We start from the raw sequence: 18,125 nt of genomic DNA, 5'->3' as shown, positions 1-18,125 counted from the left end.
GGCGCGGCGCCGGTTTCGCTGGTGCCTCTGGCGGCGCCATCGCCTGCACGCGCTCGGGGGTTGGCGCTGGCCGGGCCGGCGGCGGCTCTTGGGCGGCGGCGATCGCGGGTTCGGGGGGCGGCATCGGCGGCGCGAGGGCTGCCGTTTCCGTCTGGGTATTCGCCGCGTCGGGCGGCGGCGCGGCAACCGGCATCGGCGCGGCCGCAGGCGGCGTCGGGACCGCCGGGGGTAGGGCGGGGTGCGGCGCCGCCGGCTCGTTCGGCGCGAAGACCATGGCGACCGCGCCGCCGATGGCGATCGGCTCGGGGGGCACGAGATACTCGGCCCAGAGCAGGACCGCCGCCAGCGCCAGCGCGTGGAAAACCGTCGAAATTCCGCCGCAGCGGCCGATCCGCGCCGCTGCCGGCGACACGGCAGCCCAGCGCTCACGCTCCCCCGGCGCCGGCGCCGGCTGCCACCCGAGCACCGGCTCCGGCCGCGCTGGCTCGGACGTGGCGGCCTCGCGCGAGAGAAAAAACGGCGGATACGGCTCAGGCGGCATCGCGGCGAAAATCTTTCCCTCCCCTCTCATCCGGTCTCGCCGAAGGCTTCGCGATAGGGTTCCGCAAAGCTGCCGCCAAGGCAAGCCCCGATCGTCATCGCCGCAAAGATCACGCCATCAACAGCACCGGCTTGATCGCGTCGCCGCGTTCGCTCGCCGCCAGCGCCGCGTTGATCTCGGCGAAGGGATAATGCCGGATCATGCGCGCGAAGGGGAAGCGGCCCTCGCGATGGAGCGCGATCAGACGCGGCAGGAAATCGTCCGGGCGGCTTTCACCCTCGATCACGCCGCGCACCGTGAGCCCCTCGGTCATCACCTTGATGGCATCGAAGCGATACTCCGCGCCCGCCGGCATCGCACCGACCAGGGCGGCGGTGCCGCGCGGGGCGAGGCTATGGACGGCCGCCGTCGCGACCGCCGGGATCCCGGTGCATTCGATGCTGTAATCGGCGCCCGCGGCGCCGAGGGCATCGCGCAGGGCGGCGGGAACATCCGCGACCGCACTGGGATCGATGGTGTCGGTCGCGCCAAACTCCCGCGCCAATTCCCGCCGCGCCGGATTGGGCTCGATCGCGATGATACGCCTGCAACCGGCGATGTTCGCGCCCAGCACGGCGGCGAGCCCGACCGTGCCGGCGCCGAAAATCGCGATCGTCGCCCCGGCTTCGGGGCGCAGCGCATTCAAGACCGTGCCGGCGCCGGTCTGGATGCCGCAGCCGAGCGGCGCCAGCAGCTCGAGCGGCGCCTCGGCCGCGACCCTGACCAGATTGCGCTCACGCGCGAGGCAATGGCTCGCGAAGGCCGACTGGCCGAAAAACCGCCCGCCGACGACGGCGCCGCCCTCGGCGCTGAGCGCGGCCGAGCCATCGGGGCGGCGGGCCGAGAAATTATAGGCGCCGAACTGATGACAATAAAACGGCTTTGCCGCGCGGCAGCTTGGGCACGTCGCGCAACTGTCATAGCTCAGCAGCACATGATCGCCGGGCGCAACCTTGCGCACCGCCGCCCCGACGCGTTCGACGATGCCCGCCCCCTCATGGCCGAGCACCGCCGGCAACGGCACCGGCAACGCCTGGTCGCGGCAAGCGAGATCGGTATGGCAGACGCCGCACGCGAGCACGCGGACCAGCACCTCGTCGTCGCGCGGGTCATCGATCTCGAGTTCGGTGAGGATGAGCGGCGCGTGCGGCGCGGTGGCCATGGCGGCGGTGATACGCATGGTCGTCTCCCCCGGTTGCGGTCAGCGATCGAACGGCAAGCCCACGTAATTTTCCGCCAGAGCCGTCGCGGCGGCGCGCGAGGTGCGCACGAAATCGAGATCGGCGAAATGGATCCGACGCTCGAACTCGCCCTCCGTCGGATTGCGATGCAACATCGTCGTCATGTACCAGGAAAACCGCTCGCCCTTCCAGACCCGCCGTAATGCCGTCTCACTGTAGCGGGCGAGTTTCTCCCCGTCATTGTGCTGCACGCGCGCGATTAGCGCCGCGGCCAGCACGACGACGTCGGCGACCGCGAGGTTGAGCCCCTTGGCCCCGGTCGGCGGCACGATATGGGCGGCGTCGCCGGCAAGGAACAGGCGGCCATAGTGCATCGTCTCGCACACGAAACTGCGCAGCGGAATGATCCCCTTTTGGAAAATCGGCCCCTCGATCAGGGTAAAGCCGGGGGCTGAGAGACGCGCCTGCAATTCGTCCCAGATCCGCCGATCCGGCCAGAGCGCCAAATCATCGGCGGGATCGCATTGGAGATAGAGCCGCTGCACGTCCGGCGAGCGGGTGCTGAGGAGCGCGAAGCCCTCGGCTTGGTTCGCATAGATCAGCTCATGCCAGGAGCGCGGTGCGCGGGCGAGGATACCGAGCCAGCCGAAGGGATAGATTTTGTGAAACTCCCGCCGCGCGGCCTCCGGGATCGCTTGCCGGCTGGGCCCGTGATAGCCGTCGGCGCCGACGATATAGGCGCAGTCGAGCCGGGTCTCGGGGCCGGTTTTGTCGGGGCGGAAGGTGATGAACGGGCGCTCGCCGGTGATTTCGTGCAAAGCCGTCTCGCCGACCCCAAAGCGGATGTCGCCGCCGGCGGCGAGCAGGCCGGCGATGAGATCGCGCAGCACCTCGTGCTGGGGGTAGACCGTCACCTGCTTGCCGCCGGTCAGTTCCCGCATGTCGAGATGAAGACGCTCACCATTCCATTGCAGGGTGATGCCGGTGTGAAAATCGGCGTTTTGGTCGAGCCGCGCGGCAAGGCCGAGGTCGCGCATGAGATCGACCACCCATTGCTCGAGCACGCCGGCGCGGATCGTCCCCTCCACCTCTTCGCGGGTGCGGCTTTCGAGGATCACCGCCTCGATGCCGGCGCGGCCGAGCAGATGGGCGAGAAACAGGCCCGCCGGCCCCGCGCCGATGATGCCGATCTCCGTTTTCATGGCGTTTTTCCTTCTTTCGCCAGCGCGGCAACGAGCGTTCGCGGCAGCACGACGTGATAACCGAGCGGCAGCAGGCGCGGCGAAAACCGCGCCGTGAACCCGCCCCAGAGGCCGCGCGGCGCAAACAGCGCAAAACCCAGCGCCGCCGCCCCGAGGCCAACGAGATACCACACCCCGCTCGCACCGAACGCGGTCTCGATGATGAAAAACAGCAAAGCCCCGATCACCGGCCCCTCGAACGTGCCGAGGCCGCCGACCAGGGTCATGAAAATCATGTAGGCGGTCCATTGCACGCTGAAATAGGCGTGCGGCTGAAAGGTGATCGCGGTCGCGAGCCAGAGCGCGCCGGCGAGGGCGGCGCCGGCGGCGGCGAGCACGAACACCACCCGCTTGGTCGCGAGCACCCGCACCCCGATCGAAGCCGCCGCGACATCGTCGTCGCGGATCGCCTGCAACGCCGTGCCGAGCCGGCCGCGCAGCATTAGGAAAACCAGCGCGAGCGCGAGCGCCATGGCCGCGAGTGAAGCCCAATAGGTATCGGCGCGGCGCGCGGCGACAGCGAAGGCATCGAGCGCGATCAGCGAGGTGCCGGTCTCGCCCTGCACCAAGGGATCGAGATTGACCAGGAGATGGGCGAGTTCGGCGACCACCCACATGCCGATCGCGAATTCGCCGCCCGCAAGGCGCAGCATCACCTCGCCGATCGGCAGTGCCAACCCACCGACCACGAGAGCGGCAAGCAGCAGCGCCGGATAGACGGCAACGCCCGCGGCGGAAAGCCGGATCGCGGCATAGGCGCCCAAGCCAAAAAACGCCTGCTGCCCGACCGAAACCAAACCGCCATAGCCGGCGAGGAGATTCCACATCACGGCGAGAATGACGTAGATGAAGAGCGCGCTCAGCCGTTCGGTGACGCCCGGCGAAAACACCATCGGCCCGAACGCGAGCCCGCCGAGCGTGATCAGCGCGATGAGGACGAAGAGCACCGCGCGCCTCGTCCAGCGTTCCACCCGGGGACCGTCTGACACCTGAAGACCGTCCGCGAACCTCATGCCGCCGACACCCGACGACGCCCGAAACGCATGCGCTCGGCGATCGGCCCGGCATAGAGGCGGGCGATCAGGACCACGAGAAAAAATCCGTGCCCGGCGATGAGAAAGCCATGTGGGTTGATGAAGGCGCCGAGATTTTGCGCAATCCCAAGCATGATGCCGCCGATCAGCGTGCCCCAGAGCGAGCCGAACCCGCCGATCACCACCGCTTCGAAGGCGAACAGAAGCTGCATGCCGCCGCTATAGGGATTGAACGTCGCCCGGAGCGCGAGAAACGCCCCGGCGATCGCCGCGAGCGCCAAGGCGATCGCCGTCGCCAGCGCATAGACCGCGCGCGCATCGATGCCGATCAGGCCGACGATATCCGGCGCCTCGGCGGTGGCGCGGATCGTTCGCCCGAGCCTTGTCCGGGCGAGAAATAGCTGCAATCCCCCAAGCGTCGCGATCGCGGCGGCAAGAATGATGACGTCGAGCTGCCCGATACTGACATCATCGCTCAGCACCCAGCTCGCGAACGAAAGATCGCCGATCGCCGGCGCGAGCGAGCGGGTATCGGCGCCGAAACCCTGAAACAGAAGATTATCGATCACGATCGCAAGGCCGAAGGTGCTGAGCAGCGGCACCAGGAGCCCGCCTTTGAGACTCCGCTCCAGCACCAGAACCTGCAAAGCCCAGCCCAGCGCCGCCATCACCGGCACGACGAGGATCAGGCCGAGCCAGGGCGAGAGGCCGAAGCGATCGGCGAGCACGAACAAAAGAAAGGCGGCGAGCACGGCGAGGCTGCCATGGGCGAGGTTGATGATCCGCATGACCCCGAACAGAAACGAGAGCGAGCACGCGATCAGCGCGTAATAGGCGCCGAGAAACACCCCTTGCAGGATCTGATTGAGGAAGATCATCGCCCGCCCGCCATGCCGAAATAGGCCTCCATCACCTGCTCGCGCGTGGTCGCGTGCGCCGCGCCCTCATAAGTCACCCGCCCCTCGAGGAGGCAGACGACGCGGCTTGCGACCCGCAGCGCGCGGCCGAGATCCTGCTCGACGAGAATGACCGTCGCCCCCCCGGCGAGCAGCGCCTGGAGCGAGACATAGAGCTGATCGACGGCGACCGGCGAGAGCCCGAGCGAGACCTCGTCGAGCAGCAGGAGACGCGGATTGCTCATCAAGGCGCGCGCGATCGCCGCCGCCTGCTGCTGGCCGCCGGAGAGATCGCCGGCGCGGGCTTTGAGCTTGGGTCGAAGCTGCGGAAACGCCTCCAGCACCGTCGCCAGTGTCCACGGGCCGGCGCGCCCGCGCCCCTCGGCGACGCGCAGATTTTCCTCGACCGTCATGCCGGTGAAAAGCTGCCGCCCCTCCGGCACCAGCGCGATGCCGCGCTGCAAGCGCCGATGCGCGGGAAGCGTGGTGATCTCGGCGCCATCGAGACAAATGCGCCCGGCAGCGGCGCGATGGGCGCCGGCGATGGTGCGGAGCAGCGTCGTCTTGCCGGCGCCATTGGCGCCGACCAGCGCCAATGTTTCGCCCTCGCCAAGCGCGAGATCGACGCCGCGCACGGCGCGCAAAAGCCCGTGCCGCGCCTCAAGACCTTCAACCGTGAGCAGGGACATGCGCCGCCGCACCAAGATAGGCATCGATCACCGCGGCATCGCGCAGCACCGAAGCGGGCTCGCCGTCAGCGATCACCCGCCCGGCATCCATGCAAACCAGCCGCCCGACCACCTGCACCAGGACATGCACGATGTGTTCGATCCAGACGATGGCAATGCCGCGCGCGTGGATCGCGCGGATGATCTCGACCAGCCCCTGCGCTTCGCCGTCGGTGAGCCCGGCGCCGATTTCATCGAGCAAAAGCAGCGCCGGCTCGGTCGCGAGAGCGCGCGCGAGTTCGAGGCGCTTGCGATCAAGCAGGCCGAGGGCCTCGCCGCGGCGATTGGCAAGCGCCATCATGCCGCAGAGCGAGAGCGTCTCGAGCCCGCGCCGCTCGGCCGCGCGCCCACGCAAGCCGGCGCCGGCTTCTGCCGCCACCAGCAGACTCTCGAACACCGTCATGCCGCCGAAAGGGCGCGGGATCTGATGCGAGCGGGCAAGGCCACGCCGGCAGCGGGAAGCGACGTCGAGCGCAGTCACATCCTCGCCGCGAAAGGTGATCCGTCCCACTTCCGGCGCATAGCGGCCGGAAAGCACGTTGAGCAGGGTCGTCTTGCCCGCCCCATTGGGGCCGACGATGCCGACCGCCTCGCCGGCCACGACAGTGAAATCGACGGCATCGAGCACCACCAGCGCGCCAAACCGCTTGCCGAGACCGGCCGCCGCGAGAAGAGGTCCCGATTGCGTCATTCCCGGCTCAGGAATAGGGAACGAGCTTCGCCGTGACCGGCACGTTGTGGTCGGTCGCGTTCTCGGTGATGACGTAATCGAGCTTGAAGCGGCTGCCGGGCTTGGCCTTCAGCCATTGCGCGCCGATCATCGGGGTTGCGAAAACATTGGGCACTGGGCCGCGGGTGAAATCGAGCTCGCCGACCATGGTTTTGGTCTTGAGCCGGCTCAGCGCGGCGGCAACGGCTTTCTTGTCCTTGGGATCGCCGCTTGCCGCAAGCGCCGCGAAGCCGGCATCGAGCAGCGACATCGAGGCGCCAAGCTGTTGCGTCCATTGCTTGCCGGACGCCTGCTCATAGCCTTCGGCGAGCGCTGCGCCGCTGACCCCGGTGAGCGGCGAGGGATAGGGGAAATCGCGGTGCCAGTAGGTGGCGCTGGCGATGTTGTAGCCAAGCGTCCCGAGCGCTTCGATCGAGGAGGGAAAGAGCCCGGTTTTCGCGGTTTGGACGATCTTCACCATGCGGGCATAGCCCTGCTGCGCCGCCTGGCGCCAGAAGGTCGCGAAATCGGGCGGAATCGGGAAGGTGTTGAAAATCTCGCAGCGGTTTTTCTTGAAGACGGCGATCTGGGCCGAATAATCGGTGGTGCCGTCTTCATAGGGGCCGGGATCGACGATGGTGAACCCGGCCTTGGCGAGCTTGGGCGCGAGATGGGCGCGGATGGCGTTGCCGTCGGCATCGTTGGGATAGAGCACGCCGACCTTCTTGTTGGTCTGCACGCTGCTGTTCCATTGCGAGATGTAGCACTCAGCGAACTGATCGACGCCGAAGGAAAAGAGATAGGTCCAGCGGAACGGCGAGGGCTGGCCGGGCTTGGCGCCGCGGCCGAAATACCACGCCTCCCACGGCATCACCGTCGCGAGGCAGGGCATGCCAGCGGCTTCACACGCGTCAGAGACCGGGTTGACCACTTCCGGCGTCGAGGTGGTGAGCATCATGTCGATGCCGGTATCGTTGATCAGGCTGCGGGCGAGCTGACCGGCGCGCGCCGGGTCGGATTGCGTGTCGCGATCGATGATTTCGACGGGATAGGTTTTGCCGTTGACGGTGAGACCGCCGGCGAGCGCCTTGCGGGCGAGCGTGAGCACGTAGCCATCGGTTTCGCCGAAACTCGCGAGCGCGCCCGAGCGCGGGCTGATGAAGCCGATTTTCAGGCCGCCGCCGGACTGCGCGAAACCCCGGGACGACGCCGCCACCACCGCGCCGGCCCCGACCCCGGCGAGCAGGGTGCGGCGGGTCAGTGCCGGCGTGACCGCGTCCGCATGGCCGTGGCGCGCGGGGCGCGAAACGCAAGCAATGGCGGACCAATCCTGACACTCTTGAGGCATCGGAAAACCCTCCCAAAAAATTGTTTTTGTTGACCGAAACTAACCCCCGCCGCGATCGGCCGCGATCGCGGCGAGGCGCGACGATATGGTTATGGGCAAGCATCTCTTGCCCGATCCATCGCGGCTTGGCAACCGCTTCGCCGTTGAAGTATCGCGCCCTGTTCTCTACTCCTCGCTCAGCGCCGGCACCGGCGGGCCCCAGTGCAAATGCTGGCCGCCATCGAGCGCCAGCATCTGGCCGGTGAAAGCGGGAAGGGCGAGGATCGCGAGGGCGGCGCGGGCGATTTCCGCTGGCGCGGCGGCGCGGCCGAGCGGGGTTGCGGCGGCTTGGCGGGCGAATTGCGCCGCACTCTGGCGCGCGCTCGGCAGCGTCGGGCCGGGGCCGATCGCGGCAACACGGATGCGCGGCGCGAGCGCCAGCGCCATGCTCCGCGTCAGCGCCCAGAGCCCGGCCTTAGAGACCGTATAAGAAACGAAATGCGGGGTCAGCGACAGCACCCGTTGATCGAGGAGATTGATCACCACCCCCTCCGCCGCCGCCGGCAAATCACGGGCGAAATGCTGCATGAGCACGAAGGGCGCGCGGAGATTGGGCTCGAGATGGGCATCCCAGCTCGCCCGCGTCGCCGTATCCCACTCATCGCGCTCGAAAACGCTGGCGTTGTTGACCAGAACCCCGACCGGGCCGAGCGCGTCTCGCGCCCGACCGACGAGGGCCGCGACCGCGTCCTCGTTTGCGAGATCGGCGGGCAGGATCGTCGCGTCGACGCCGCGCGCACGGATTTCGGCCGCGGTTTTTGCCGCCGTCTCCTGGCTCCGGTGGCAATGGAGCGCGATCCGAAAGCCGGCGCCGGCGAGGGCGAGGGCGATTTCGCGCCCAAGACGCCGCGCCCCGCCGGTGATGAGGGCGACGCGGGGGATGCTGGCGGCGATCGGCCAATTATTCATCGTTTGGGGCCTCCTCGCCGGCCTGGGCGCCCGCCCCGCTTTTCCGGCTCGTAACCGCCGCCGCCGGGCCCGAGCGGCTTTGGTGCGCCGCTTTGGCGCGCCGGCGGGCGCGCTGGTGCCGGGGGTGCGAGGCCGAGCTGCTCCGCCTCCAAGCGGCGGATTTCATCGCGGAGCCTTGCCGCCACCTCGAATTCGAGGTCGGCGGCGGCGGCGCGCATCTGCTTTTCGAGGCTCGCGATCGCCGCCTCGAGATCCTTCCCGACGAAGTCGCCGACGCTCTCGCCGGCGAGCGGGGCGACCGTCACGTAATCCTGCTCGAACACGCTTTCCAAGGCCTTGCCGATCTCGCGGCGCACGGTTTGCGGCGTGATCCCGTGCGCTTGGTTCCAGGCTTCTTGCTTGGCGCGGCGGCGGGCGGTCTCGTCGAGGGCAGCGCGGAGACTTTCGGTGATAGTGTCGGCGTACAAAATCACTCGGCCGTCGATATTGCGGGCAGCCCGCCCGATGGTCTGGATCAGCGCCGTCCGCGAGCGCAAAAATCCCTCCTTGTCGGCGTCCAGAATGGCAACCAGCGCGCATTCGGGAATGTCCAAACCCTCGCGCAGCAGATTGATGCCGATCAGCACATCGCAGACGCCAAGCCGAAGATCGCGGATGATCTCGACCCGCTCCAGCGTATCGATATCGGAGTGGAGATAGCGCACCTTGACGCCGTGCTCGCCGAGATAGTCGGTCAGATCCTCGGCCATGCGCTTGGTCAACGTCGTCACCAGAACCCGCCCGCCGCGGGCCGCAACCGCCTTGCATTCGCCGAGCAGGTCATCGACCTGGTGCTCGACCGGGCGGATTTCGGTGATGGGATCGATGAGCCCGGTCGGGCGGATCACCTGTTCGGCGAAGACGCCGCCGGTCCGCGCCATTTCCCACGGGCCAGGCGTTGCCGAGACGAAAATCGTTTGCGGACGATAGGCTTCCCACTCCTCGAATGTCAGCGGCCGGTTATCGACGCACGAGGGCAGGCGAAACCCGTATTCGGCGAGCACCGATTTGCGGTTGAAATCGCCGCGCGCCATGCCGCCGATCTGCGGCACCGTGACATGGCTTTCATCGACGATGAGCAGCGCGTTCTCGGGCAGATATTCGAACAAAGTCGGCGGCGGCTCGCCACGATTGCGGCCGGTGAGATAGCGGGAATAATTCTCGATCCCTTTGCAGGCGCCGGTCGTTTCCATCATTTCGATATCGAAGGTCGTGCGTTGCTGCAGCCGCTCGGCCTCCAAGGGTTTGCCTGCGGCGATGAAATGGTCGAGCCTGTCCTGCAATTCGCGCTTGATGTCGCGGATCGCCTGGGTCAGCGTCGGGCGTGGCGTTACGTAATGGCTGTTGGCATAGACGGTGACGGCGGCGAGATCGGCGGTTTTTTCCCCCGTGAGCGGGTCGAACTCGGCGATCGCCTCGATCTCGTCGCCGAACAGCGTGACGCGCCAGGCGCGATCTTCGTAATGGGAGGGGAAGATGTCGACGGTATCGCCGCGCAGGCGAAAGCTGCCGCGCTGAAACGCGACATCGTTGCGGCGATATTGCAGCTCGACCAAAGCGCGCGCCAGCGCGTCGCGCGCGATCGCGCCGCCGACCTCGAGCCGCACCACCATGCGCGCATAGGTCTCGACCGAGCCGATACCATAAATGCAGGAGACCGAAGCGACGATGACGACGTCGTTGCGTTCGAGCAAAGCCTGGGTCGCGGCATGGCGGAGGCGGTCGATGGTCTCATTGATCTGCGCGTCTTTCTCGATATAGGTGTCGGTGCGCGGGACATAGGCTTCGGGTTGATAATAATCATAGTAGCTGACGAAATATTCGACCGCGTTGTCGGGGAAAAACGCCTTCATCTCGCTATAGAGCTGCGCCGCCAGCGTCTTGTTGGGGGCGAGGATCAGGGTCGGGCGCTGCACCGCCTCGATGATCTTGGCCATGGTGAAGGTCTTGCCCGAGCCGGTGACGCCGAGCAGCACCTGATCGCGCGCCTCGGCCGCCAGCCCCTCGACCAATGTTGCGATCGCCGCCGGCTGATCGCCGGCCGGCTCGTAGGGCGAAACCACCCGGAGCTTCTTGCCGGCTGGACGCCGCGGCTGTTTTTCCGGGATAAAGAGCAGCGGCGCGGGCGGGGCGAGGGTCACGGACATCGATCATCGGCCTTCAGTTCAGGGCACGGGCACCGGCGGCGCGGCGGGGCTTTGTCGAGCGGCGCGGCTTTCGCTATGTAGGGCGCCAAGGCAATCGAGGGGAGAGGCACGATGGCGGTCAATAAGGTCTATCCGGATGCGAAGGCGGCGCTCGCCGGGCTTTTGCATGACGACATGACGATCATGGCCGGCGGTTTCGGCCTTTGCGGCATTCCCGCCGCCCTGATCGAGGCGATCCGGGATTCCGGCGTCAAAGGCCTCACGGTGATTTCCAACAATGCCGGCATCGATGGCGCAGGCCTCGGCATTCTTCTCGAAACCCGCCAGATCCGCAAGATGATCAGCTCCTATGTTGGCGAGAACGCGACCTTCGCCCGCCAGTATCTCGCCGGCGAATTGGAGATCGAGTTCAACCCGCAAGGCACGCTCGCCGAGCGCATCCGCGCCGGCGGCGCCGGCATTCCCGCCTTCTTCACCCCGACCGGCGTCGGCACCGAGATCGCCAAGGGCAAGGAAGTGCGCGAATTCGACGGCAAGACCTATCTCATGGAGCGCGGTCTCTTCGCCGATCTCGCCATCATTCATGCCTGGAAGGGCGATAGCGAAGGCAATCTCGTTTATCGCCTGACTGCGCGCAATTTCAACCCGGTGATGGCGACGGCGGCGCGTGTTACGGTCGCCGAGGTCGAGCATCTGGTGGCGCCGGGCGAAATCGCGGCGGACGCTATCGTGACGCCAGGGATTTTCGTCAAACGCATGATCAAGCTCGACAAAGTGCACAAACACATCGAGCAACGCACCACCCGCAAGCGCGCCGCCTGACCCCATTCGAGGAGACGACCCATGCCCTGGACCCGTGACGACATGGCGGCCCGCGCCGCCCGCGAACTCGAGGACGGATTTTACGTCAATCTCGGCATCGGCATCCCGACCCTGGTTGCCAACCACATTCCGGAAGGGCTTTCGATCCATCTCCACAGCGAAAACGGGCTTTTCGGCATCGGGCCGTTCCCTTACGAGGGCGAGGAGGACGCCGATCTCATCAACGCCGGCAAGCAGACCGTGACCCTGCTCCCGACCTCGAGCATTTTCGATAGCGCGACCTCGTTCGCCATGGTGCGCGGTGGCCATATCGACATCTCCATCCTCGGCGCGTTGCAGGTCGCAGAAAATGGCGATCTCGCCAACTGGATGATCCCGGGCAAGATGGTCAAGGGCATGGGCGGCGCGATGGATCTCGTCGCCGGGGTGCCGCGCGTCGTCATCCTGATGGAGCATACCGCCCGCGGCGAGCCGAAAATCTTGAAGGAATGCACGCTGCCGCTCACCGGCAAGGGCGTCGTCGATACCATCATCACCGAACTCGGCGCGTTCAAGGTCGATCGCGAAGCCGGCGGCGGCCTGATCCTCACCGATCTCGCCCCCGGCGTCAGCATGGACGAAATTCGCGCCCAGACTGCCGCCGCTTTCCGGCCAGCGCCCAGCGTGAAAACCTGGTAGCGGCGTGCCTAGACGCGCGGCGTGGTAAAAAACGGGGAGGAAAAATGTCGGCCTATGCCTATCCGCTGCTGATCAAGCAGCTTCTCACCACACCGATCCAGCAGGCGAGCGGCGCCGAGATCGTCTATCGCGATCTCCGTCGGCATTCCTATCCGGAGTTCATCGCCCGTATCGCCCGGCTCGCCAATGTGCTCACGCGCCTCGGCGCCCGGCCGGGGATGCGGGTCGCGGTGCTCGATTGGGACAGCCACCGCTATCTCGAGTGCTATTTCGCGGTGCCGATGCTGGGCGCCGTCTTGATGACCGCCAATCCCCGGCTTGCGCCCGAGCAGCTTGCCTATACGCTCGATCATAGCGGCGCTGAGATTCTGCTCGTCCATCCCGATTTCGTCCCGCTGGTCGCGCAAATCCGTGACCGGTTGACGAAACTGCGCACGCTGATCGCGCTCCCCGACGACGGGGGGATGCCGGCCGGGCTTTCGTTCGCCGGCGAATACGAGGCGCTGCTCGCCGACGCTGATCCTCGCTTTGATTTTCCCGAGTTCGACGAAAACACCATCGCGACCCAGTTTTACACCACCGGCACCACCGGGCTTCCCAAAGGGGTCTCCTTCACGCATCGCCAGATCGTGCTGCACACGCTTTCGCTGATGGCGACCATCATGCTCGCGAGCCAGCAGGGGCGGCTTTCGCGCGAGACCGTCTATCTGCCGCTCACACCGATGTTTCATGTCCATGCCTGGGGCATTCCCTATCTCGCGACGCTCGCCGGGATGAAGCAGGTCTATCCCGGCCGCTATGCGCCGGCGAGCATCGCCGCCCTTTATCAACGGGAAGGCGTGACATTTTCCCATTGCGTGCCGACCATTCTCAACATGCTGCTGGCGGCGCCGGAATTTCGCGACCTCGATCTTGCGCGCTGGCAGGTCATCATCGGTGGCTCGGCGCTGCCGCGTGGTCTCGCCGAGCAGGCGCTCGCGCGCGGCATCGACGTCTATGCCGGCTATGGGATGTCTGAGACCTGCCCGGTGCTCTCTATTGCCCAGGTCAAGTCCGGCCTTGCCGGCGAGGAGGCGGTGCGGGCCCGCACCAGCGCCGGCATGCCGAGCGTGCTGGTCGAATTGCGTATCGTCGACGAAGAAATGAACGATCTCCCGCATGACGGCGCCCATCAAGGCGAGGTGGTGGCGCGGGCGCCGCATCTGACCGCGGGCTATGTTGGCAACACGGCGGCGAGCGAGACGCTCTGGGCCGGCGGTTGGCTTCATACCGGCGATATCGGGGTGATCGACGCGCATGGCTATCTCCGCATCACCGATCGCGCCAAGGACGTGATCAAGACCGGCGGCGAATGGGTCTCCTCGCTCGATCTCGAGGATCTGATTTCGCGCCATCCGGATGTCGGCGAGGTCGCGGTGATCGGTGTCGTCGATGCGAAATGGGGCGAGCGGCCGGTTGCGCTCATCGTCCCCAAGGCCGGGCGGACGCTCGACCCCGAGAGTGTGCGCGCGCATCTGTTCAATGCCGCCGGGCGCGGTGAAATTTCGCGCTTTGCGGTGCCCGAGCGTATCGAAATCGTCGAGGCGCTCGATAAAACCAGTGTCGGCAAGCTCGACAAAAAGCGTCTTCGCGCGCGCTTCGGGTGAATGCCCGGCGCGCCGCCGGTTTACGCCTGCTGCTTGGTTTCGCTCGCCACTCTGCGCTCGTTGTCGACCATGTAATCGCGCGCGATCGGCAAGGCGTAGGGCGAACGGGTCATTTGGATCTGAAAATTCATGTGATCCTGGCGGCGGAAAGCGAGCTCTGAGCCGGCGAGGTAGAATTCGAACATGCGGCAGAAACGCTCGTCATAGAGCGAGGCGATGGCATCGCGATTGGCGGCGAAACGGCGGCGCCAATGGCGCAGCGTCTCGGCGTAATGCAGGCGCAGGATTTCGATATCGGTGATCCAGAGCCCGGCGCGTTCGATATGCGGCACGACTTCGCTCAAAGCCGGCGAATAACCGCCCGGGAAAATATATTTGGCGAGCCAGGGATTGGTGCTGCCCGGGCCCGCCGCGCGGCCGATCGCGTGCAGGAGTGCAACCCCATCCGGCGCCAGACAACGTTTCACCGTCGCAAAAAACTGCCGATAATGATCGACGCCGACATGTTCGAACATGCCGACCGAGACGATGCGGTCGAACGGTTCAGAGAGCGCGCGATAATCCTGCAATTCGAACCGCACCCGATCCGAAAGCCCCTCGGCTTCGGCGCGGGCGCGCGATTCGTGCAATTGTTCGGAAGAGAGCGTGATGCCGGTGACGCGGGCGCCATAGTCGCGCGCCAGCGTGAGGGCGAGCCCGCCCCAGCCGCTGCCGATATCGAGCACCGCAAGCCCCTCGCGATCGAGCTTGAGCTTCGCCGCGATATGGCGCTTCTTCAGGGTCTGCGCCTCTTCCAGGGTTTCGCCGCCGGTGGGAAAATAGGCACAGGAATATTGCCGGTCGCGATCGAGAAAGAGGCTGTAGAGCCGGCCATTGAGGTCGTAATGATGGGCGACGTTGCGCCGGGCGCGCGACGCCGGATTGAACTGGCGCCAACGCCGCAGCAGCCAGCCGCCCACGGTATGAAGATGCATCATGGGATGGGCGGAAAGATTGGTCTCGGAATTGCGCACCAGCACGTCGAGCATGGTGAAAAGCGAGCAATCGAGTGGTTCGACCTGTCGCTCCATATAGGCTTCGCCGAGCGCGAGCGAGGGATTGAGAACCAGGCGCCGGACCGCCGCCGGATAGTTGATCGCAAGACCCGCGGCCGGGCCGTCATGCTTGCCTTGATAGCGGCTCTGGGAGCCATCGGGCCAGCGCACCGTAAGCTGCCCCGCCGTGATCATTCGCCGTAAAAAACCATCCATAACAGCGCGCATGCCATTACCCGTGCTTCTTCCGTCGGTCGATCTTGCCCACGCAAGCCAGCATGGCGCAGAAATGGGGGGCACGTCAAAATTTTTCACCAACGCGCGAGGTGCCTCGCCTTGATTTCTTCCCGCCGGGCAGGAACAGTGGCGGCGGGCACTTCAGGGAGAGACATCGCGATGGCTAGCATCAGACGCTTCGCGCTGGCGGGGTTGGCAATTGCCGTGGCGCTGCTCGCGCCAGGGCTTGCGCGGGCCGAGGATCACGTCACCTTCGGCCTCGATTGGAAGGCGGAAGCCGAATATGGCGGCTATTACCAGGCGCTGGCGAGCGGGATCTATCGCCGCCACGGGCTCGACGTCACCATCCGCCAAGGCGGGCCGCAGGTGAACCAGACCCAGCTTCTGCTCGCCGGGCGGCTCGATTTCACCATCTCCTCGAACAGCTTCCTCGCCCTCAATTTCGTCCAGCAGAAGCTGCCTTTCGTCGCCATCGCCGCGATGTTCCAGAAAGACCCCTCGGTGCTCATCGCCCATCGCGGCCAGGGCCATGACAGTTTCGCAGCACTCCGCGGCCAGCCGATCATGATCGGCGCCGATACCCGCGCCGGCTGGTGGAATTTCCTGCGCGCCAAATTCGGCTATAGCGACAGCCAGATCCGCCCCTACACCTTCAATCTCGCGCCCTTCCTGCATGATAAAGCGGCCGTCCAGGAGGGCTATCTCGGCTCCGAGCCGTTCTCGATCGAGGAAGCGACGGGGGAAAAACCGGTGGTGCTTTTGGTCGCCGATGCCGGGTTCGCAGGCTACGCCAGCCTGATCACGACCAGCCGCAAGCTTACCGAGGATAAGCCCGAGCTCGTCCAGCGCTTTCTCGATGCCTCGATCGAGGGCTGGTATGCCTATCTCTACAATGACCCGACGCCGGGCAATGCCTTGATGAAGAAGGAAAACCCGGAAATGACCCAGCCCCTGCTCGACTATGGACGGAGGGTGCTGAAACAACATGGCATCGTCGATTCAGGCGATACCGAAAAGCTCGGGATCGGCGCCATGACCGCCGCACGCTGGCTCGAATTCTTCCAAAGCATGCAGCAGGCTGGGCTCTATCCGAAGGACATGGACTGGCGCAGCGCCTATACGCTGCGCTTCGTCGACAAGGGGGTTGGCCTGCAGATGCGACCGAAAACGCCTTGAGCTTCTCGCCGGCCTTGCTCTCCCTTGACGCGGTCGGCCGCCGATTTGAGAGCGGCACCGAAGCTTTGCGCGGGGTTTCGCTCACTATCGCGGCGGGTGATTTCGTTACCCTGCTCGGCCCTTCGGGCTGCGGCAAATCGACGCTGCTGCGGCTGTTGGCCGGGCTCGATCGGCCGGATCACGGCCAGCTTTCCTGGCAGGGGGCTGCCCCGGCGCCGGGGGAGATCGGGTTCGTCTTTCAGGATCCGACTCTGCTTCCGTGGGCGAGTGCGGCGGAGAATGTCTATCTGCCGCTCCGCCTGCGCGGGGTCGCGCGGGCGGCGGCGATGCCGCGCGTTGCTGCGGCACTAGCTTCGGTCGGGCTCGCGGGGTTCGCGCAGGCGCGCCCGGCGCAGCTTTCCGGCGGTATGCGGATGCGGGTCTCGATCGCCCGCGCGCTCCTCACCCGGCCGAAATTGCTGCTGATGGACGAGCCTTTCGCCGCCCTCGACGAATTCACCCGCCACAAGCTGCAAGCGGATCTCCTCGCCTGGTGGCAGGAGGCCGGCTGCACCATCGTCTTCGTCACCCACTCGATCTATGAGGCGGCGTTTCTCGCCCGCCGCATCGTCCTGATGAGCCCGCGCCCGGGGCGGATCGCGGACGACATCGCGGTCGATCTCCCGGCAGGGCCTGCGCGCCGGCTCGATCCCGCTTATGCAACCCTGGTCGCTGCCATCACGCGGCGGCTCGAAGAAACGCTCGACCCCGCCGCGGCGCCGGCATGACGCGTCTCGCCCCGCTGCTGTTCGGCCTCGCCGCCCTCGCGCTTTGGGAAGGCTTGGTGCGCGCGCTCGCCGTTCCCGCCTATCTCGTGCCCGGCCCGCTTGCGATCGCTGCCGCCTTTCTCGGGGATCCCGCCGGGCTGATGGCGGCGCTGGCGGCGACGCTGACCGTCACCCTCGCCGCGCTGATCGCGGCGACGGCGCTCGGCGTTGCCCTCGCGCTCCTGGTCGCGGCGAGCCCGCTGCTCCGCGCCGCGATCCAGCCCTGGGCGGTCGCCTTGCAAGTGACGCCGATTGTCGCCATCGCGCCGCTGATCATCGTCTGGGTCGGCGATCCCTTCGCCGCCCTCGTCGTCTGCGCCACCATCATCGCGTTTTTTCCGGTTTTCTCGGCGACCGCCGCCGGGCTCGCCGCCGTCGCGCCGGACTATCTCGATCTCTTCCGCCTCAACGGCGCGAGCGGCTGGCAGACGCTCTGGCTTTTGCGACTCCCCTCGGCGCTGCCCTATTTCCTCGCCGGGCTTCGGATTTCCGGTGGCCTCGCGCTGGTCGGCGCGGTGGTCGCGGAATTCGTCGCCGGCTCCGGCGGCTTCGCGACCGGCCTCGCGTACCGCCTGATCGAAGCCGGCTACCGCCTGCAAATCCCGCGCATGTTCGCCTGCCTCGTCTTGCTCGGCATCACCGGGCTTGCGATCAACGCCACCCTCGGGGCACTCGAACGCTGGTTTCTGGCGCGGCGGTAAGGGAAAAAGGAAAGAGTTCTTTTTTTTGCAAAAAAACCCTGTGGGGACGGCCCGTTGGGTTCAAGGAGGGTGGCGAGATTTGGGCATGGCTTCGCGTGCGGTCATGTGTCCGGCCTGTTGGTGCGGTGTGGTGACCGCGTGGCCCAGATGATTTCCGCGAACGACCTCCTAACA

The 18,125-nt window shown here is 66.4% G+C and carries 16 protein-coding genes and 1 pseudogene; 6 read left to right on the top strand and 11 right to left on the bottom strand.

Annotated features, from left to right (window positions below):
- From ACP5M5_RS06575 to uvrB, 10 genes and pseudogenes are all read right to left on the bottom strand, one after another.
- A pseudogene (locus ACP5M5_RS06575) lies at nucleotides 1-541 on the bottom strand (hypothetical protein); the annotation flags it as partial.
- Nucleotides 542-650: 109 nt separating this feature from the next.
- On the bottom strand, nucleotides 651-1,760 hold the full coding sequence (locus ACP5M5_RS06570; protein WP_427936299.1) for an NAD(P)-dependent alcohol dehydrogenase: 1,110 nt from the start codon (nucleotides 1,758-1,760) through the stop codon (nucleotides 651-653).
- A 21-nt stretch (nucleotides 1,761-1,781) separates the two neighbouring features.
- Entirely contained in the window at nucleotides 1,782-2,963 is a 1,182-nt protein-coding gene (locus tag ACP5M5_RS06565) for a 4-hydroxybenzoate 3-monooxygenase (protein ID WP_427936298.1), read from the bottom strand.
- Nucleotides 2,960-3,991: a branched-chain amino acid ABC transporter permease gene (locus ACP5M5_RS06560; RefSeq protein WP_427936297.1), complete on the bottom strand. Its 1,032-nt coding sequence runs from the start codon at nucleotides 3,989-3,991 to the stop codon at nucleotides 2,960-2,962. The genes ACP5M5_RS06565 and ACP5M5_RS06560 overlap by 4 nt, the downstream gene beginning before the upstream one ends.
- A 20-nt stretch (nucleotides 3,992-4,011) precedes the next feature.
- Nucleotides 4,012-4,914: a branched-chain amino acid ABC transporter permease gene (locus tag ACP5M5_RS06555; protein ID WP_427936296.1), complete on the bottom strand. Its 903-nt coding sequence runs from the start codon at nucleotides 4,912-4,914 to the stop codon at nucleotides 4,012-4,014.
- Nucleotides 4,911-5,621 carry an ABC transporter ATP-binding protein gene (locus ACP5M5_RS06550; RefSeq protein ID WP_427936295.1) on the bottom strand — a complete coding sequence of 237 codons (711 nt, stop codon included), beginning with the start codon at nucleotides 5,619-5,621 and terminating at the stop codon, nucleotides 4,911-4,913. The genes ACP5M5_RS06555 and ACP5M5_RS06550 overlap by 4 nt, the downstream gene beginning before the upstream one ends.
- Complete coding sequence (locus ACP5M5_RS06545; RefSeq protein ID WP_427936293.1) at nucleotides 5,602-6,351, bottom strand: ABC transporter ATP-binding protein; 750 nt, start codon at nucleotides 6,349-6,351, stop codon at nucleotides 5,602-5,604. Before ACP5M5_RS06545 ends, ACP5M5_RS06550 begins: the two co-directional genes overlap by 20 nt.
- Nucleotides 6,352-6,358: 7 nt before the next feature.
- Nucleotides 6,359-7,717 carry an ABC transporter substrate-binding protein gene (locus ACP5M5_RS06540; protein ID WP_427936292.1) on the bottom strand — a complete coding sequence of 453 codons (1,359 nt, stop codon included), beginning with the start codon at nucleotides 7,715-7,717 and terminating at the stop codon, nucleotides 6,359-6,361.
- A gap of 165 nt (nucleotides 7,718-7,882) precedes the next feature.
- Nucleotides 7,883-8,665 carry an SDR family oxidoreductase gene (locus ACP5M5_RS06535; protein WP_427936291.1) on the bottom strand — a complete coding sequence of 261 codons (783 nt, stop codon included), beginning with the start codon at nucleotides 8,663-8,665 and terminating at the stop codon, nucleotides 7,883-7,885.
- Complete coding sequence (gene uvrB / locus ACP5M5_RS06530) at nucleotides 8,662-10,851, bottom strand: excinuclease ABC subunit UvrB (protein ID WP_427936290.1); 2,190 nt, start codon at nucleotides 10,849-10,851, stop codon at nucleotides 8,662-8,664. Before uvrB ends, ACP5M5_RS06535 begins: the two co-directional genes overlap by 4 nt.
- Before the next feature lie 111 nt (nucleotides 10,852-10,962).
- On the opposite strand from uvrB, the gene ACP5M5_RS06525 reads away from it, so the two are divergent.
- From ACP5M5_RS06525 to ACP5M5_RS06515, 3 genes are read left to right on the top strand one after another with little or no spacing between them, the layout of a single operon-like run.
- A complete protein-coding gene (locus ACP5M5_RS06525) occupies nucleotides 10,963-11,673 on the top strand; it encodes a CoA transferase subunit A (protein ID WP_427936288.1) in 711 nt (236 codons plus the stop codon).
- Nucleotides 11,674-11,694: 21 nt separating this feature from the next.
- Nucleotides 11,695-12,351: a CoA transferase subunit B gene (locus tag ACP5M5_RS06520; RefSeq protein WP_427936287.1), complete on the top strand. Its 657-nt coding sequence runs from the start codon at nucleotides 11,695-11,697 to the stop codon at nucleotides 12,349-12,351.
- 44 nt (nucleotides 12,352-12,395) lie between these two features.
- Nucleotides 12,396-13,997, top strand: coding sequence for a fatty acid--CoA ligase (locus tag ACP5M5_RS06515; protein WP_427936285.1), 1,602 nt, complete (start codon nucleotides 12,396-12,398; stop codon nucleotides 13,995-13,997).
- A gap of 20 nt (nucleotides 13,998-14,017) precedes the next feature.
- Here the strand turns inward: ACP5M5_RS06515 and ACP5M5_RS06510 are convergent, their stop codons facing one another.
- A complete protein-coding gene (locus tag ACP5M5_RS06510) occupies nucleotides 14,018-15,259 on the bottom strand; it encodes a class I SAM-dependent methyltransferase (RefSeq protein WP_427936283.1) in 1,242 nt (413 codons plus the stop codon).
- Between the two features lie 168 nt (nucleotides 15,260-15,427).
- On the opposite strand from ACP5M5_RS06510, the gene ACP5M5_RS06505 reads away from it, so the two are divergent.
- Genes ACP5M5_RS06505 through ACP5M5_RS06495 form a run of 3 tightly spaced genes read left to right on the top strand, consistent with a single transcriptional unit; the run spans nucleotide 15,428 to nucleotide 17,951 of the window.
- The gene (locus tag ACP5M5_RS06505) at nucleotides 15,428-16,444 is read left to right on the top strand and encodes an ABC transporter substrate-binding protein (protein ID WP_427936282.1); all 1,017 of its coding nucleotides are present in this window, start codon (nucleotides 15,428-15,430) and stop codon (nucleotides 16,442-16,444) included.
- Nucleotides 16,441-17,211, top strand: a complete 771-nt coding sequence (locus ACP5M5_RS06500) for an ABC transporter ATP-binding protein (protein WP_427936281.1) — start codon at nucleotides 16,441-16,443, stop codon at nucleotides 17,209-17,211. The genes ACP5M5_RS06505 and ACP5M5_RS06500 overlap by 4 nt, the downstream gene beginning before the upstream one ends.
- Nucleotides 17,208-17,951, top strand: a complete 744-nt coding sequence (locus ACP5M5_RS06495; protein ID WP_427936280.1) for an ABC transporter permease — start codon at nucleotides 17,208-17,210, stop codon at nucleotides 17,949-17,951. Before ACP5M5_RS06500 ends, ACP5M5_RS06495 begins: the two co-directional genes overlap by 4 nt.
- Nucleotides 17,952-18,125 lie beyond the last annotated feature (174 nt).

This window comes from Acidibrevibacterium sp. (genome assembly GCF_049965395.1).
Classification (GTDB): Bacteria; Pseudomonadota; Alphaproteobacteria; order Acetobacterales; family Acetobacteraceae; genus Acidibrevibacterium; species Acidibrevibacterium fodinaquatile.
Note: the sequence above shows the minus strand (reverse complement) of the source record. Positions and strands in the feature narration are given on the sequence as shown.

Excerpts from the sequence above, each read along its gene's own strand:
- ACP5M5_RS06510 (WP_427936283.1), bottom strand. The coding sequence starts at position 15,259 with ATGCGCGCTGTTATGGATGGTTTTTTACGGCGAATGATCACGGCGGGG.
- ACP5M5_RS06525 (WP_427936288.1), top strand. The coding sequence starts at position 10,963 with ATGGCGGTCAATAAGGTCTATCCGGATGCGAAGGCGGCGCTCGCCGGG.
- ACP5M5_RS06520 (WP_427936287.1), top strand. The coding sequence starts at position 11,695 with ATGCCCTGGACCCGTGACGACATGGCGGCCCGCGCCGCCCGCGAACTC.
- ACP5M5_RS06505 (WP_427936282.1), top strand. The coding sequence starts at position 15,428 with ATGGCTAGCATCAGACGCTTCGCGCTGGCGGGGTTGGCAATTGCCGTG.
- ACP5M5_RS06495 (WP_427936280.1), top strand. The coding sequence starts at position 17,208 with ATGACGCGTCTCGCCCCGCTGCTGTTCGGCCTCGCCGCCCTCGCGCTT.
- ACP5M5_RS06540 (WP_427936292.1), bottom strand. The coding sequence starts at position 7,717 with ATGCCTCAAGAGTGTCAGGATTGGTCCGCCATTGCTTGCGTTTCGCGC.
- ACP5M5_RS06535 (WP_427936291.1), bottom strand. The coding sequence starts at position 8,665 with ATGAATAATTGGCCGATCGCCGCCAGCATCCCCCGCGTCGCCCTCATC.
- ACP5M5_RS06550 (WP_427936295.1), bottom strand. The coding sequence starts at position 5,621 with ATGTCCCTGCTCACGGTTGAAGGTCTTGAGGCGCGGCACGGGCTTTTG.
- ACP5M5_RS06545 (WP_427936293.1), bottom strand. The coding sequence starts at position 6,351 with ATGACGCAATCGGGACCTCTTCTCGCGGCGGCCGGTCTCGGCAAGCGG.
- uvrB (WP_427936290.1), bottom strand. The coding sequence starts at position 10,851 with ATGTCCGTGACCCTCGCCCCGCCCGCGCCGCTGCTCTTTATCCCGGAA.
- ACP5M5_RS06570 (WP_427936299.1), bottom strand. The coding sequence starts at position 1,760 with ATGCGTATCACCGCCGCCATGGCCACCGCGCCGCACGCGCCGCTCATC.
- ACP5M5_RS06515 (WP_427936285.1), top strand. The coding sequence starts at position 12,396 with ATGTCGGCCTATGCCTATCCGCTGCTGATCAAGCAGCTTCTCACCACA.
- ACP5M5_RS06565 (WP_427936298.1), bottom strand. The coding sequence starts at position 2,963 with ATGAAAACGGAGATCGGCATCATCGGCGCGGGGCCGGCGGGCCTGTTT.
- ACP5M5_RS06555 (WP_427936296.1), bottom strand. The coding sequence starts at position 4,914 with ATGATCTTCCTCAATCAGATCCTGCAAGGGGTGTTTCTCGGCGCCTAT.